This is a genomic window from Candidatus Andeanibacterium sp. (assembly GCF_057143545.1).
In genome coordinates, this window is record NZ_DBNHSF010000045.1 from 1 (window position 1) to 15,909 (window position 15,909).

12 protein-coding genes are annotated in these 15,909 nt (G+C 64.4%); 2 read left to right on the forward strand and 10 right to left on the reverse strand.

The genetic code is table 11. From position 1 onward, the window contains the following. The 7 genes from AC16XC_RS02670 to AC16XC_RS02700 form a co-directional block, all read right to left on the reverse strand. Nucleotides 1-836: NAD(P)/FAD-dependent oxidoreductase (locus tag AC16XC_RS02670; RefSeq protein WP_484033100.1), on the reverse strand; the 836-nt coding region annotated here is incomplete at its 3' end. A gap of 332 nt (nt 837-1,168) precedes the next feature. Then, entirely contained in the window at nt 1,169-2,425 is a 1,257-nt protein-coding gene (locus AC16XC_RS02675) for an alginate export family protein (protein ID WP_484033090.1), read from the reverse strand. A 177-nt stretch (nt 2,426-2,602) separates the two neighbouring features. Further along, the gene (locus tag AC16XC_RS02680; RefSeq protein WP_484033091.1) at nt 2,603-4,288 is read right to left on the reverse strand and encodes an ABC transporter ATP-binding protein; all 1,686 of its coding nucleotides are present in this window, start codon (nt 4,286-4,288) and stop codon (nt 2,603-2,605) included. Between the two features lie 11 nt (nt 4,289-4,299). Beyond that, the gene (locus AC16XC_RS02685) at nt 4,300-5,349 is read right to left on the reverse strand and encodes an ABC transporter permease (protein WP_484033092.1); all 1,050 of its coding nucleotides are present in this window, start codon (nt 5,347-5,349) and stop codon (nt 4,300-4,302) included. 38 nt (nt 5,350-5,387) lie between these two features. After that, nucleotides 5,388-6,821 carry a CmpA/NrtA family ABC transporter substrate-binding protein gene (locus tag AC16XC_RS02690; protein ID WP_484033093.1) on the reverse strand — a complete coding sequence of 478 codons (1,434 nt, stop codon included), beginning with the start codon at nt 6,819-6,821 and terminating at the stop codon, nt 5,388-5,390. Between the two features lie 221 nt (nt 6,822-7,042). After that, nucleotides 7,043-8,251: an ABC transporter substrate-binding protein gene (locus tag AC16XC_RS02695; protein ID WP_484033094.1), complete on the reverse strand. Its 1,209-nt coding sequence runs from the start codon at nt 8,249-8,251 to the stop codon at nt 7,043-7,045. Between the two features lie 19 nt (nt 8,252-8,270). After that, nucleotides 8,271-8,846 carry an ANTAR domain-containing response regulator gene (locus AC16XC_RS02700; protein WP_484033095.1) on the reverse strand — a complete coding sequence of 192 codons (576 nt, stop codon included), beginning with the start codon at nt 8,844-8,846 and terminating at the stop codon, nt 8,271-8,273. Between the two features lie 164 nt (nt 8,847-9,010). Here AC16XC_RS02700 and AC16XC_RS02705 point away from each other — a divergent pair, with 164 nt between their 5' ends. After that, complete coding sequence (locus AC16XC_RS02705; RefSeq protein WP_484033096.1) at nt 9,011-11,578, forward strand: cellulase N-terminal Ig-like domain-containing protein; 2,568 nt, start codon at nt 9,011-9,013, stop codon at nt 11,576-11,578. After that, a complete protein-coding gene (locus tag AC16XC_RS02710) occupies nt 11,575-12,741 on the forward strand; it encodes an aldose epimerase family protein (protein ID WP_484033097.1) in 1,167 nt (388 codons plus the stop codon). The genes AC16XC_RS02705 and AC16XC_RS02710 overlap by 4 nt, the downstream gene beginning before the upstream one ends. Before the next feature lie 4 nt (nt 12,742-12,745). Here AC16XC_RS02710 and AC16XC_RS02715 read toward each other — a convergent pair whose 3' ends face one another. The 3 genes from AC16XC_RS02715 to AC16XC_RS02725 form a co-directional block, all read right to left on the reverse strand. Then, nucleotides 12,746-14,224 (reverse strand): tryptophan halogenase family protein, encoded by a 1,479-nt coding sequence (locus AC16XC_RS02715; RefSeq protein WP_484033098.1) that lies wholly within the window; start codon nt 14,222-14,224, stop codon nt 12,746-12,748. A gap of 13 nt (nt 14,225-14,237) precedes the next feature. Next, nucleotides 14,238-15,263 carry a cupin-like domain-containing protein gene (locus AC16XC_RS02720; RefSeq protein ID WP_484033101.1) on the reverse strand — a complete coding sequence of 342 codons (1,026 nt, stop codon included), beginning with the start codon at nt 15,261-15,263 and terminating at the stop codon, nt 14,238-14,240. 2 nt (nt 15,264-15,265) lie between these two features. Next, on the reverse strand, nt 15,266-15,909 hold a 644-nt coding region (locus tag AC16XC_RS02725), incomplete at its 5' end, for a SapC family protein (protein WP_484033099.1).

The window sequence follows — 15,909 nt, forward strand, 5'->3', positions numbered from 1 at the left end:
CCGACCGCCAGGATTGCCGGATCGGACGTCACCATGTGATCGTCGACCACGATCCCGCGATCGACCTCGAGCCCGGCGGATTTGGCCAATTGCACATTGGGCCGGATGCCGACCGCCATCACAACGACATCGGCCGGGATTTCGCGCCCGTCCTTGAGCCGGACGCCGGCGACATGGCCCTTCTTCTCGATGATCGCCTCGGTGTCGGCGCTGGTCAGGATCACCTGGCCGCGCCGTTCGAGCTCTTCCTTCAGGAGCCAGCCTGCGGCCTCGTCGAGCTGGCGCTCCATCAGGGTCGGCATCAGGTGGACCACCGCAACTTTCATACCCCGCAGCGAGAGCCCGTGCGCGGCTTCGAGGCCGAGCAGGCCGCCGCCGATGACCACTGCCTCGCCACCCCCGTCGGCGGCGGCGAGCATCTTTTCGACATCGTCGAGATCGCGGAAGGTCACCACGCCCGGCAGGTCCCTGCCCGGCACCGGGATGATGAAGGGATCGGAGCCGGTTGCGATCAACAGCTTGTCATAGGGCTCGACCCGGCCCGAGGCGGAGACGACCACCTGGTGCTCGCGATCGATCCGGACCACGGGATCGCCCGAGACGAGCGTGATTGCGTGCTCGTCATACCAGCCCTGACCGTTGATGATGATTTCCTCGAAGGTCTTTTCGCCGGCCAGCACCGGCGAGAGCATGATCCGGTTGTAGTTGACGCGCGGTTCGGCCCCGAAGATCGTCACTTCGTAGCGCTCTGCATCGCGTGCGAGCACCTCCTCGACGGCGCGGCAGCCGGCCATGCCGTTGCCGATCACGACCAGGCGTTCCCTGGCCCCGCTCATGCCGATCTTGCGCTCGAAGCCAGCTGGTGCGTTCACCGTTTCCTTCCTCCTTCCGGCAAACCGGAAATGCGCACGCAGAAAAGCCGCCAAGTCGCATCCCGAAGGACCTGACCGGCGGCTCCATTGCCACGCTGGGTTGATTTCAATGCGGTTGCGCTGGTTCGTCCGACGGTGGACGGCGCGATTCCGCTTGCCGTTCCGATACCCCAATTTGCCTGGCCGGGGCAAGCCAATTTATTGCGCTGCAGCATTGTCGATGCGGGAGGAGCAAGTCCGTCTTCAAGCTCCTCCCGCTCCGGCATGGACATGTCCCCACCGGAGAGCCCGCTTGTTCAAAAACTGATTCCGGCCTGGAGCCAGAGCTTTTCGGTATCCACGCCGAAGCCATCGGCCTGGTAGTTCGCGTATTTGACGAGCATCCCGACCGGCCCGAGCCTGAAGCCGAGCGAAGCATTGACTTCGCTGCCGTAATCCATTGAGCCGAACGCGCTGTCGAAGCTGTGATAGACCAGCGTGGCGTTGAGCCCCGGAATGGCGGTTACACCCGGGAAGCTATAGGCAATCGAGGCATAGTAATCCTGGATCCCGCCATAGCTTCCGGCCACGAACGGCGTGGTCAGGAACAGATCGGCCCAGCCGTTGAAGGCATGGAGGGTCGCCAGCGGGGTCTGGAACGCGCCGCAACCTGCTCCGAGGCAGGTCGCGTCCTCATCCGCACCGAGATATTCGTAACCGCCTTTGAGATTAAAGCCGGATACGGCAACTCCCAGTTCGCCATTGAAGAAATCGGCACTGTAGGAGTTGGGGTTCGAACCGGCGTCGGATTGCGAGGCATAGCTCGCCACTGCGTTGAGCTTGACGCTTTCGACGAGCGTGAAGGTGCCCAACGCACGAAAGCCGAAGGTGTCGCTCGAGAAGGCCAGCCGCGTGTCGTAGTCGACCAGATAGGCGAACACGGTGACCGTGACCGGCTTCAGCTCCGCCGTGGCGTTGAGCAGGACGAGGTCGCCGTCGAAATGGCCGTTCGGGCTGTCGACCCCGAAGATCGTCCGCTGCGAGATCGCATAGGTCGCATCGAGCTTGACCGGTCCGAGCTTGGCCTGCCCGCGCACGGCGTCGAAGGTCTGCTCGTTCTGGCGCCAGCCGACTGCACCGACGAAGCGCTGGTCATCCAGATTGATCCGCTGGCGGCCGATCGTGATCCCGTTGCCGTCCTTCATGTAACCGACCTGGAGTCGGTTCAGCTCGACATTCTCCGGGTCGGCAACGGTCGAATAGGGTTCGTTGCCGTTGCCCGGCAGCGTGTCGTTGTAATCGGCAATCAGCGCGCCGGTCGCTTCCCCCTCGGCGAGCAGCGAGAAGCCATCGCCGGCCTTGAATTCAAGGCCGAACCGGGCGCGCAAGGTCAGCGCGTCGGCGTCTTCCTTGGCGTTGTCTTCCGATACGGACTCGTAGCGCAGGTTGAGATTGAGTTGCGGGTCGACCGTGACCCCGCCTCCGATTTCGACCGGGTCGCCGACCTTGGCCAAGGCCGGGTTGGACCACGCAACAAGAGCGGCACCAGTAAGCAGCAAGATACGCGAATTCATAGGTTTACCTCCCTGAACGGAATCATTGCGATTCCGCGTTCCAAGAACTGGACGAGAGGCGAACACCGTTGCCCGCCGAACTGCCGGATTGGCCGGCTGACAGGACACCCTGCCCTATCTTGGCGATCCTTGCGGAACCCGGCCCCCTTGCCGGACTCCACCCCCTCCCGGGCAGGATCAGGCTGCCTTGGCGGCAGGCCCGTGGTCGTATTCGGCGAGGAAATGCAGCACTTCCTGCCGGTATTGGTAAAACTTTGGATGTTCGAGCAGCGCCTTGCGGTCGCGCGGTCGCGGCAGGTCGACCTCGAGAATCTTGCCGATCGTGGCGCGCGGTCCGTTGGTCATCATCACCACCCGGTCGGCCAGCAGGATCGCCTCGTCGACATCGTGGGTGACCATGATCGCCGTGACCTTGGTCCGGTTCCAGACTTCGACCAGCACATCCTGCAGATCCCAGCGGGTCAGGCTGTCGAGCATGCCGAATGGCTCGTCGAGCAACAGCAGGCGCGGCGACAGGGCGAAGGCCCGGGCGATCCCGACCCGCTGGCGCATGCCGTTGGACATTTCCGCGGCAAGCTTTTCCTTCGCATCGCCCAGGCCCACACGATCGAGATAATAGTCGACGATATCGCGGCGCTCGCCCTTCCCCGCGTGCGGATAGACCCGTTCGACCCCGAGCGCGACATTCTGCCGCGCGGTCAGCCAGGGCATCAGGCTCGGCGCCTGGAACACCACCGCCTTGTCCGGACCGGCGACGTCGATCTCGCGGTTTTCGAGCACGATGCCCCCGTCGCTGATCGCGTTGAGGCCGGCCGCCATGGTCAGGACGGTCGATTTGCCGCAGCCCGAATGGCCGATCAACGATACGAATTCGCCTTTGTTCATCAGGAGGTTGAAGTCTTCGACCACGGTCAGCGGTCCCTTGGGCGTGGGATAGACCTTGTCGAGCTTGTAGAATTCGAGATAGCGCGTTTCGACCGGCGAGCGCGCGGCATCGCGATAGGCCTTCGGCGGGGGCGCAAGATCGAGCGGAGTCACTTTGGGCAGGTCGACCGAACTCTCTCCGACCGTCGCCGCTTCCTCGTTCAAGCTTCCGAGATAGGAGACGATCGCCTTTCGCAGGCCTTGGTAGGCGGCATTCTCGTTCAAGGCCCGGCGATCGCGCGGACGGACGATGTCGATGTCGAATATCCGGCCGATCCGGGCCGCGGGCGCAGGGCTGAGGACCGCGACGCGGTCGGCCAACAGCAGGGCTTCGTCGACATCGTTGGTGACAAGGATGATGGTGCGCCTTTCTTCCTTGCGGATGCGTTCGATCTCGTCCTGCAATTTGGCGCGGGTGAGCGCATCGAGCGCCGAAAGCGGCTCGTCGAGCAGCAGGATTTCCGGTTCCATCGCCAGGGCCCGGGCAACCGCCACGCGCTGGCGCATGCCTCCCGAGAGCTGGGAGGGCTTGCGCTCCATCGCGTGGCCCAGCCCGACCAGCTCGACCTTTTGCCTGACCAGTGCCGCACGCTCGGCCTTCGACTTGTCCTTGTGGACCGCATCTACCGCGAGCGCGACATTGGCCCCGACCGACAGCCAGGGAAACAGCGAATAGGACTGGAACACCAGCCCGCGATCCCTGTTCGGGCCGTCGATCGGATCCCCCTTGAGCAGGATTTCGCCCGCATCCGGCTTGACCAGCCCGGCAATCGCGGAGATCAGCGTGGTCTTGCCGGCCCCCGAAAAGCCGAGGATCGCGATGAATTCGCCCTCGCGAACGTCGAGATCGATCCCGGCGAGGACATTCGACGTGCCGCCGGTCTTCCCGGTATAAGCCTTGGTCACACCCTGCAGGGACAGGATCGGTTGGTCGGTCATCGCGGCGGGCATCACAGCGTGTGGTTCCTGGAAGCGAGCGCCTGCAGCCACATCATCAGCCGGTCGAGCAGGAAGCCGATGAAGCCGATCACGATCACCGCGAACATGATCCGCGCGAGCGACTGGCTCGACCCGTTCTGGAACTCGTCCCACACGAACTTGCCGAGGCCCGGGTTCTGCGAAAGCATTTCCGCCGCGATCAGCACCATCCAGCCGACGCCGAGCGAGAGCCGCATGCCGGTGAAGATATAGGGCAGCGCCGAGGGCAGGACGAGCCGGGTGAGCTTGGCGAACCAGCCGAGCTTGAGCACGCGGCCGACGGCGAGCAGATCCTTGTCGATCGAACTGGTGCCGACCGCGGTGTTGATCAGCGTCGGCCAGAGCGAACACAGCATCACCACCAGTGCCGAGATCACGAACGCCTTGGGCAGCAGCGGATCCGCGCTGGTGATCATCGCCGAAATGACCATCGTCACGATCGGCAGCCAGGCCAGCGGGCTGACCGGCTTCATGATTTGGACCAGCGGATTGATCGCTGCGTTGACCCGCTTCGAGAGGCCGCAGACCAGGCCGATCGGCACCGCGACCAGCGTGGCGAGGAAGAAGCCGAGCGCGACCGTCTTCAACGAGGTGAGGATCTGGTCGAGGAAGGTCGGCGGACCGGCATAGTCGAATTCGGTTACGGCGCCGGCATTGCCCGCCGCGATAGCCGCTTCGTTCCGCGCGTCCTGGTCGGCATGGAACTGTGCTTCTACTGCGCTGGCCGCAACCCACTCGTCGTAGAGCGCCACGCCTTGCCCGGCGACTTCGACCGGGCCGGGCAGCGAGCCGAGCGAAGTGTCGACCTGCGGGGCGAGCGCGGCCCACAGCCCGACAAAGGCGAGGATGCCGAACGCCGGCCAGACCAGGTCTCTGGCCAGCGAAGCCAGCTTGCCGGCCCAGGGATTGGCCTTGTCAGGCGCGCTCTTCTCCACCTCGACTTCCCCCGCGCCGATATTGGCGGCGTGCGAAGGAACAGTGGCGACTTCCTCCTGGTCGATCTCGGCATAGACGGTTGCCATGTCTTCGCTCCTTGTCGCTCGGTCGTGCATTCGCGGCCTCAGCTCACCCCTGACGCAGTGACCTTCTGTCCCTGCTTCAGCCCGATCGCGAATTTGGAAAGATATTCGTTCGGCTTCTTGCCATCGAACGTGATGCCGTCGATGAAGCCGCCCTGCGGACCCCGGAAGCCGTCGGTTTCGGGCACGGAAGCGGCCGGAATGGTGCCGGCCTCGACCAGCGAATTGGCCGCCGCGAGATAGAGATCCGGGCGGTAGACCGCCTTCGCCATGTCGAAATACCACTGGTCGCTCTTGTCTTCGGAGATCTGCCCCCAGCGGCGCATCTGGGTGAGATACCAGACGGCGTCGGAATAATATGGATAGCCGGCGAACTTGTCGAAGAAGATGTTGAAGCCGGGCGCATCGCGCGTATCGCCCGGTGCGAAGGTGAACTTGCCGGTCATCGAGGCGGCGATCACTTCTGCATCGGCACCGACATAGTTCGGACGCGAAAGGATCTCGACCGCTTCCCGGCGATTGGCTCCGCCGTCGGCGTCGAGCCATTGCTGGGCCTTGATGATTGCGCGCAGCAGGGCTGCGGTGGTCGCCGGGTATTTCTCGGCGAAATCCTTGCGCAAGCCAAACACCTTCTCGGGATTGTCGTCCCAGATCTGGTCGTCGGTGATCACCGGGACACCGATCTTCTTGAACACCGCCGCCTGGTTCCACGGTTCGCCGACACTATAGCCCTCGATCGTGCCGGCTTCGAGCGTCGCCGGCATCTGCGGCGGGGGGGTGACCGAGAGTTTGACGTCGGCGTCGATCACCCCGGAGACGTCGCCGTCGCTGTAGAAGCCGGGATTGAGCCCGCCGGCGGCCAGCCAGTAGCGGATCTCGTAATTATGGGTACTGACCGGGAACACCATGCCCATGTTGAAGGGTTTGCCCTGGGCTTCGAAGCTCTCGACCACCGGCTTGAGATGCGCAGCGGAAATCGGATGGATCGGCTTGCCGTCCGCGCCCTTGGGCAGGTCGTCCTTGATCATGTCCCAGACCTTGTTCGACAGGGTAATGGCATTGCCGTTGAGGTCGAGGCTGAGCGGGGCGATCAGGTCGGCCTTGGTGCCGTAGCCGATCGTCGCGGCGAGCGGCTGGCCGGCGAGCATGTGCGCCCCGTCGAGCTGGCCGCCGATCACGCCATCGAGCAGGACCTTCCAGTTCGCTTGCGGTTCGAGTTCGACATTGAGGCCTTCCTCGGCGAAGAAGCCCTTCTCCTTGGCGATGGCGAGCGGCGCCATGTCGGTGAGCTTGATGAAGCCGAATTTGAGATTGGGCTTCTCGATCGTGCCGTCGAGATTGGCCGCGGCGACGGCAGGCCCGCTCGCATCGTCGGTCCCCGACCCGCAAGCGGCCACCGCCAACCCGGCCAGCACTGCCGCGAGCATGCCGCCGCGTTTGAAATTGATCCCCATGAAACCGTCCCCGTTCGTCACGATCAGTTGCTTCCTTCACCAGCGGGAAACGCAAAAAAGCCGCCTCGATTCGGTCCAGCCTGGACCAGATCGGGCGGCAACGTTGCCACGCAATTTCAGACATTGTCCGGTGCGGTTTTGCTTCGCCCGACCCTGGGCGATCCGACCGGCTCGGCCATCTCAGTAACCGATTCGAGGCTTTCGCGTAAAGGGATATTTTGCACTGCAGCAAAAATTTCTGTTTACTCCAGGCTTTGGAGATAGCCTTCGATATCGTCCGGATCGAACACCCGGTCGTCGAAAAAAGTATTTGCCGACAATACCATATCTCCCTGCTGCGCCGTCACCGAAGTAAGCTGCCCGAGGCTCCCTTCGACCTTGGAGCTCGCGCCTGGAAGCGGCTCGCCGGTGCCTTCTAGTGCAGTGCGGTATACGTCCGGCCGGAACACGCGGGCTGCCTTGCAGGCCGCCTCGGGAGAGAATTGGAGACCGTCCCAACGAACCATCTGCGAATAGAGCCACTCGGCCTGGCTGACCCAGGGGAAGTTGGCCGCCTCGCGATATTGGAACATGAAATCGGAGTAGTGGATCGGTTCCTCGCCCTTGCGCAGCACCAGCCGGTCGGAGATCGCATGATGGATCAGCGCTGCATCCGCCCCGACATATTCGGGCCGGGCAAGAATGTCCGCATTCGCCTGCCAGTTGGCGGGATCGATGAAATGCCTGCCGGCCTTGCGCATCGCGCGGATCAGCGCTTCGAAGGCCGGCCGGCGCTGTTCGAGGACTTCCTCGCGCACGGCGAGGACCTTCTCGACGCCCCGGCGCCAGATCTGCGCGGTCGCGAGGACGATTTCGCCCACCCCGCGTTCGACTGCGACGCTGTTCCAGGGCTCGCCGACACAGGAACCGTCGATTTCGCCCGAGGCAAGCGCATCGGCAACGAACGGCGGAGGAACGGTGACGATGTCTATGTCCTGGTCGGGCCGGATCCCGCAGCCGGCCAGCCAGTAGCGCAGCATGTAGCTGTGGCTCGAATAGCGATGGACCACCCCGAAGCGCAGTTTCTTGCCGTTTGCGGCCAGTTCCCGAACCTGCTCGGCCAGGCGCGCGCCGACCGTAGCCGGGTCTCCCAGGCCGCCTTCCGGGGCAATCTTCCGGGCCAGACCGGTTCTGACCGTGATCCCGTTGCCATTGAGCCCGAGCACGAAAGGAGCCGAAAGCCGCTGCGCCGGGCGGTTGATGCCGAGCGCGGTCGCAATCGCCAGCGGCGCCAGCATATGGGCGGCATCGCTGTGCCCGTAAAGCAGCCGGTCGAGCACCGTCGCCCACGAGACATCGCGCAGGAAGCCGAGCGAGAGCCCTTCCTCTTCGGCAAAGCCGTGCTCATGCGCCAGGATCGGCAGGCATGCATCCACCAGCGGCAGGAAACCGATCGTTAGCTTTTCGCTCATTGCCCGTCTCCTCTCATCATCATTCTCCCAGCAGCTCATGGGCGGTGACGACCGCCTCGGCGATCTGGGCGATCCGCTTGCTCGATTGCATCGCCTTGCGGCGCAATTCGGCATAGGCCTCGGGTTCGGGGATGCCCTTGCTGTCCATCAGGATGCGCTTTGCGCGATCGATCGTCTCGCGTTCGGCGAGCTTGCCCTGCGCTTCGGCGAGTTCGGATTGCAGGCGGGAAAAGGCGTTAAACCGGCGAACGGCGAGGTCGAGCAGCGGCCGAATACGGTTGGCCGCGAGCCCGTCGACGACATAGGCCGAGACCCCGGCATCGATCGATGCAGCAATCGCGTCGTCGTCGCTTTCGTCGACGAACATGGCAATCGGGCGGGCGAGCGCGCGGCTGACCGCGAAATATTCCTCGAGCACGTCGCGCGACGGATTTCCCAGATCGATCAACACGATATCCGGCGCGACCTGCTCGATCTCGGCCAGCAAGCCGCTACGGTCGGTCAGGACGAATATCTCGCAATCAGCCAGTTCGGCCAGACCTTCTTCAATGATCGAAGCGCGCGCAGCACTCTCATCGACGATTGCGATCCTCATCCGCTACTTGTGCAGTGCACAATGAAATGTTGCAAGTGCTAACATCGACGTTCGCGTACGCCCTACTTAGCCCTCTTTCACCCCTCGCCGGGTCCGCTAGAAGGGTTCCGGCACGATCTGAATTTCCGGAGAAGAACCCCGGAAGCCGGCCGGAGAGGGATAGAATGACATTTGCGAGATTGTTGTTGCTGACCTGTGCGACTGCGGGGATCGCAGCCGCGGGTACCGAAGCCGGGGCCGAACTGGCCCTCGACCCTGAGCGGAACTATTTCTCCGCTCCCGGCCTCGACGTGATCGTGTTCGACGACATCTATCCCGACGGCCACCAGACCGGAGTCACTATCATCCAGCACGGCAGCAGGGTGGCGGCGAATGGCGACCTCCGGCTGGAGGCGGAGCCCGGGCAATGGTCGCCGATGCCGGTTTCGGCGGGCGAGCGCAGCATCGATCCGGCGAGCGGGACGATCGTGCAGGCGCTGCGTTATCCCGATCCGGGCAAGAACGGCCACGGCTTCAATCCGATCTTCTACCCCGACCTCGATCTCGAATATTCGGTCTCCGTTACCCCGGCGGGCGGCAACAGCTTCCGCATCACCGTCGACCTTGCCGAGCCGCTCCCGGACGAATGGGTCGGCCGGGCGGGCTTCAACATGGAGCTGTTCCCGGGCGAATTGTTCGGCAAGGCCTGGCTGATGGACGAGGCGGCCGGCCTGTTCAGCCCGCAACCCGAAGGTCCGATGGTCGAGCAGGCGGGCGGGACGGTTCCCGTTCCCCGCAATGTCCAGGAAAACGGGCCGGTGCAGGATCCCAATGGTCAGGTCCTCGCCGCTCCGCTCGCCATCGGCCGGCAGCTTACGGTCGCGCCGGAAGACGAGATGCGGCGGATCACTTTTCGCAACGACGGGCCCGGCGAACTGCAGCTGATCGATGGGCGCTCGGCGCATAATAATGGCTGGTTCATCGTCCGGACCCCGATCCCGGCTGGCGCCACCGACAATGCCGTCGAATGGATCGTCACACCCAGCACCGTCGCGGACTGGTCCTACGGCCCGGTGATCCAGGTCTCGCAGATCGGCTATGCCCCGGCCCAGCCCAAGCGCGCGGTGATCGAGCTGGCGCGCGGCAGCGCGGCCGGCTCCGAAGCGGTGCTGTACCGCCTGACCGCCGAAGGCCGCGAAAAGGTCCTGGCGGCGGTGCCGCAGCTCTGGGGCGATTTCCTGCGCTACAGCTATGCCAGTTTCGACTTCAGCGAAGTGCGCGAAAGCGGCCTTTACGAGATCGCCTATGGCGATGCCAGGTCCCACCCGTTCCGGATCGACCCGCAGGTCTATGCCCGCCATGCCTGGCAGCCCACGCTCGAATATTTCCTCCCGGTCCAGATGTGTCACATGCAGGTGAACCAGAAATACCGCATCTGGCACGGGTTGGACCATCTCGACGACGCGCTGATGGCGCCGGTTTCCTTGAACCATTTCGACGGCTACGTGCAGGGCGATGCGACGCTGACATCCTACGCGCCGGGCGACATCGTGCCGGGTCTCGACCGGGGCGGTTGGCACGATGCGGGCGATTACGACCTACGCGTGGAATCGCAGATCGGCACGACCTATATGCTGGCCAAGATGGTCGAGGAATTCGGCCTCGATTACGATGCGACGACGATCGACCAGGAGAGAAAGCTGGTCGAGATCCACGATCCCGACGGCGTCAACGACGCGATCCAGCAGATCGAACACGGGCTGTTGAGCGTGCTCGGCGGCTACCGCGCGCTCGGGCGGCTCTATCGCGGGATCATCACGCCGAGCCTGCGCGCCTATGTCATGCTCGGCGATGCCGCCAACCATACCGACAACCGCTTCAAGCAGCCGGTCGATGGCCTGGGCGTCGACAATAATGGCGGCCCGATCCAGTGGGACGACCGCTGGGTCTTCACCGAGGACAACCCCAATCGCGAACTATACGTTGCGGGCGGCCTCGCCGCAGCCGGGCGAGTCATGCGCGCGCACGGTTCGCCGCTGGGCGAGGAAGCGATCGACGCGGCGCGCGAACTCACGGCAGGCGCTTTCGACCGCGCGACCAATCTGTCGAACAAGGTGTTCGCGCTCGCCGAGTTGGCGCAGGCGACCGGCGAATTTGCCTATATCGATCGCCTGGCAGCGTTGGAGCAGGACATCCTGGCGGATGTCGGCGGAACGGCATGGCGGCTCGCATCGATCGAGGACCGGCTGCCGCAGGGCTTCCGCCAACGCCTTGCCGCCGCGGTGGCGCAACACCAGCAGGAAGTGGAGGCCAGCGCCCGCAGCGACAGCCCCTATGGCGTGCCCTACGAGCCGGCAATCTGGGGCGCGGGCTGGACGATCCAGTCGCTCGGCGTGCGGCAATGGTTCTTCCACAAGGGCTGGCCGCAGGCGACCCGCACCGACAGCTTCCTCAACGCGCTCAATTTCGTGCTTGGCGTCCACCCGGGCGAGAACACCGAGAGCTTCGTTTCGGGTGTCGGGGCGGATTCGCCGCTGGTGGCCTATGGCGTCAACCGCGCGGACTGGTCCTATATCCCTGGCGGGGTTATCTCGGGGACCAACCTCGTCCGGCCCGACCTGCCCGAACTCAAGGAATGGCCGTATTTCTGGCAGCAGGGCGAATATGTGATGGGCGGCGGGGCGACCAATTACATGTTCCTCGCGCTCGCGGCCGATGCGCTTTACGGCACTGGCGAAGGAGTGAAGCAATGAACAGGCTGGTCCTTTTCTTGCCGGCGCTGGCGCTGGCAGGAGCGTGCAGCCCTGCCGCGACCGGGGATGAAACCCTCGCGCTGGCGGCGCCGGTCGGCGAAGCGGACATCGCGGGGATCACCGATGACGATCCCGAAATCCGCGAATATGTGCTGCGCAACGCTTCGGGCCTGACGGTCCGGTTCCTCAACTATGGCGGCGTGATCACCGCGATCGAAACGCCCGACCGGGACGGGCAAAACGCCAATGTCGTGCTCGGCTATGGCTCCGAATCCCAATATCGCGAGCTCAACGGCAAGAATCTGTTCGGGGCGATCGTCGGTCGCTATGCCGGCCGGATCAAGGATGCGCGGTTCGCGATCGACGGGCAGGAAGTGACGCTCGAGCCCAACCTTGCCGGCAACGCGCTTCATGGCGGGGCGGAGCCCGGGATAGCCTTCAAGCTGTGGCAGGTTCGCCCGTTCACCGATGGCGAGACGGTCGGCGCCGAGCTGACGCTGACCGATCCGGCAGAGGCCCAGCGGTTTCCCGGCACGCTGTCACTGAGCGTGACCTATACGCTCCATCCCGATGATAGCCTGCACATCGACTATGCCGCGACCAGCGACGCGCCGACAGCGCTCAACCTCACCAATCACAGCTATTTCAACCTCGGCGGGATCGACAGCGGGACGGTGACCGACCACGCGCTGCAGGTCTTTGCCGAACGGTTTGCCGCAACCGACAACGAGGATATCCCGACGGGTGAACTCGTCCCGGTCGCAGGCACACCGCTCGATTTCCGCGAGCCCCATGCAATCGGCGAGCGGATCGATGCGCAATCGCCGCTGCTGGCGGCCGACCGTGGCGGCTACAACCACAGCTGGGCACTCGACAAGCCGGCGGGCGAGCTTGGCAGGGCCGTCATCTTGGCCGATCCCGCATCAGGGCGGCGCTTGACAGTCGAGACCACCGAACCCTCGGTCCATGCCTATACCGGCGACTATTTCGACGGCGCCGATCTCAGCCCGTCGGGCCGCGCGATCCGGCCGCGCGACGGGATCGCGCTCGAAACGCAGCATTTTTCGGACAGCCCCAACCGCCCGGAATTCCCGACGACGATCTTGCGGCCGGGCGAAACCTATCGCGCGACCACGATCTGGCGCTTCGGGACCGCGCCCTGACGGTTCAGGCGGGGCAATAGGAGTCGAGAAAGGCCTGGTGCTGCGGTAGCTGGGCCACCGCCCGGTCGATATTGGCTGACAGGCTGGAGAGCGCCTTGCCGAGTTGCTCCTTGCTCATCAGGCGGCCCATCGGGTGGCGGCCCACGGGAACCAGCCTTTGACCGAACATGACCTGGACCCAGGAATCGATCCGGAAGAGCTCGTCGGCGGCCTGGAAGGCGTGCGCGCTCTCGCGGAACAGTTCGATCCGCTGGGCCAGCGACGGCGGAATCTCCATCGCGCGGCAATTGCGCCAGAGTTCCTCGTCGCGCTGGTTGAGGTGATAATGGAGAATGATGAAATCGCGGATGCCTTCGAGCTCCCGGCGCGAAAGATCGTTGAAGCGCCGCGCGAGGGCCTCGTGGGATCCGTCGAACGGGAACAGCTGGATCAGCCGGGTGACCGCGATCATGATCAAATGGATGCTGGTCGATTCAAGCGGTTCGACAAAGCCGCTTGAGAGCCCGATCGCCACGCAGTTGCGGTTCCAGGCCTTGCGCCGCGTCCCCGCCCGGAAGCGGATGATCCGCGGGTCGGTCAGCATCGTGCCCTCGACGCGCTCAGCCAGCAGCGCCTGGGCTTCGTCGTCGGACAGCAGGCTGCTGCAATAGACCAGCCCGTTGCCGACCCGGTGTTGCAGCGGGATCTGCCATTGCCAGCCGGCCTTATGGGCGATCGCTCTTGTATAGGGCCGCGCCGGGCCGACCGCTTCGGTCTGGACCGCGATCGCGCTGTCGGTCGGCAGCCAGTGGGTCCAGTCCTCGAATCCGGTCTCGAGCGCATCTTCGATCAGCAATCCGCGAAAGCCGGTGCAATCGATGAACAGGTCGCCTTCGACGACCTCCCCGGATTCGAGCGCCAGCGCTGCGATGAACCCGCTGTCGGGCGCCAGACGCACTTCGGCAATCTTGCCCTCTATGCGCGTGACCCCCAGCGGCTCGGAGTAGTGGCGCAGGAATTGGCCATAGGCCGTCGCGTCGAGGTGGTAGGCATAATTGAGGCGCGAATTCTCGCCGGTGTAGAACTTGCCCGCTTCGGCGGCCTGCAGTTCGAAACAATATTGGCCCAACTCCCCGGCAATGCCGAGGTCGCGCGCCTGCAGCCAGACGTGATGGAAGTCGGCCATCCAGGTCGATTGCCCGATCGTGCCGAAGGAATGGAAATAGCGGTCGCCCTCGCGCGCCCAGTTTTCGAACGCGATGCCGAGCTTGAAGCTGGCCTTGGTGGCGCAGACGAACTGGCGCTCGTCGAGGCCGATCAGCTCGTGAAAGCGGCGCGCGGTGGGAATGGTCGATTCCCCGACGCCCACGGTCCCGATCGCGTCGGATTCGACAAGGATGATCTCGACCAGCTGCCCGAGCTGCTTCACCAGCGCGGCGGCCACGGTCCATCCCGCGGTCCCGCCGCCTGCAATCACCACCCGTTTGACCTGCCTGCCCTCCACTCGAACCCTCTCCTTACCGGTTCAGCCGGTTGAGCAATTGCGCCCGCAACCGGCGCGCCTTCGGCTCGTCGAGCGGGGCAAGACTGCCTTGCGCATGATCCGGCAAATGCTCCGCCGCCCGGCCCGCCGGACCGAACACGTAATAGTCGAACAACGCCTTCCACGAGCGCTTTTCGCTCTCGGGCCGGTCGCGCAGGCTGAGCAGCGCGTGGAGCAGCGTCGTCTGCGGCGTGTCGACGAAAGCAGGCACCGGATTCCACCAGTAATTGATCATTGCGTTGAAACTATCGAGCGCTTCGACCTGGTGCCACCAGAGCGCCGGATAGAACAGCACGTCTCCGGGCTCGAGCTCGGCCACCTGCGCCGCCGCCATCGCTTCGCCAAACCGCGGATAGCGCGCAAGATCGGGCGCGCGGAAATCGACCATCGTCACGACCTGCCCGCCGGGAGTCGGTTCGAGCGGCCCGGGATAGAGATTGGCGATCTGCTCGGGCGGGAACAGCGTGAAGCGCCTGTGCCCCACCATGCAGCAGGCGAGGTTGTTGGAAATGTCGTAATGCGCCGAGGCGGTGGTGCGATTGCCGATCCAGATGCTGGCCAGCGCGGGCTTGATCGAAAAGTCCGGATGGTCGAGCCGAAGGTCGTTCTCCGCGCGCAGCCCGGGCAGGAAGATGTCGAGATCGGTCGAACCGATATAGAAAGACGGCCCGTGCTCGTCGTCGAGATGGGCCATGATCGTGTCGAGGAATTCAGCCAGCGGCACCCGCTCGGAGGTGAAATTGAGCCCGGTAAGATCGCGGTTGTAGTGAAACCGCCCGCCGATCTCTGGAGGTCCGGTGAAACCGGTTACAGGCCGGTCCCCGGCAAACCGCTTGAGATAGGCGACCGCCTCTGCCGGGCCTTCAAGCCCGTGGCGTACCAACGGCCAGTCGCGCGCGATTCCCTCAAGCACCACCGGCTGCTGGTCTTCGATCAGGCTGTCATAGGGCACTGCATCGGGCTTCACCCCGGCCAGGCGTCTCACAGCTTGTGCGCCGATACTCACTTGGCGTCGTTGCCGGCCGCCTGCCGGTGCTTGCGATCGACCAGGCGCTGGATATTGCCGAGCGAGGCCGCGGCAAGAAACGCCGACTGGAGAAATCCGCCCTTGTGGAGGGCGTGCAATTCATTGGCATCTAGTGCGGCAAGCCGTTCGCGGTCGATCGCCTGGGCGCCGGACACCGCGAAGATTTCGGTCTCGCTCACCCGCGCTTCGATATTGACCGGGCGCAGCAGCCCCGCCGACTGGAAGGCTTCGATCATCGGATCGAGCAGCTGGTGCCCGAGATAGATCGCCCGCAACACCGCGCTGACCTTCTCCAGATAGGGTGAATTGCCGCCCTGGGGGAGGAAGATCGGCGTGCCTTCGCTGCGCGATAGGCGCGGATGGTCGAGGTCGATCTTGATCTTCGGTTCCCCGTCGCCCGATGCGGGGGTGGCGATGCTGAACGGTCCCCGCTGCTGCAGCGCCGGGACGTAGTCCGCGTCCCAGCCACCCTGACCATCGAGGAACAGGTTTTCGCTGCGCCCCAGCCCCAGCAGCGCGACCGGACGGAGCGCTCCGCTTATGTCGCTGCGAAAGACGATCGGGTATTCGCGCTGGATGTCCTCGAACTCGGTCGGGAACACCTGCACCTGGCTGAGAT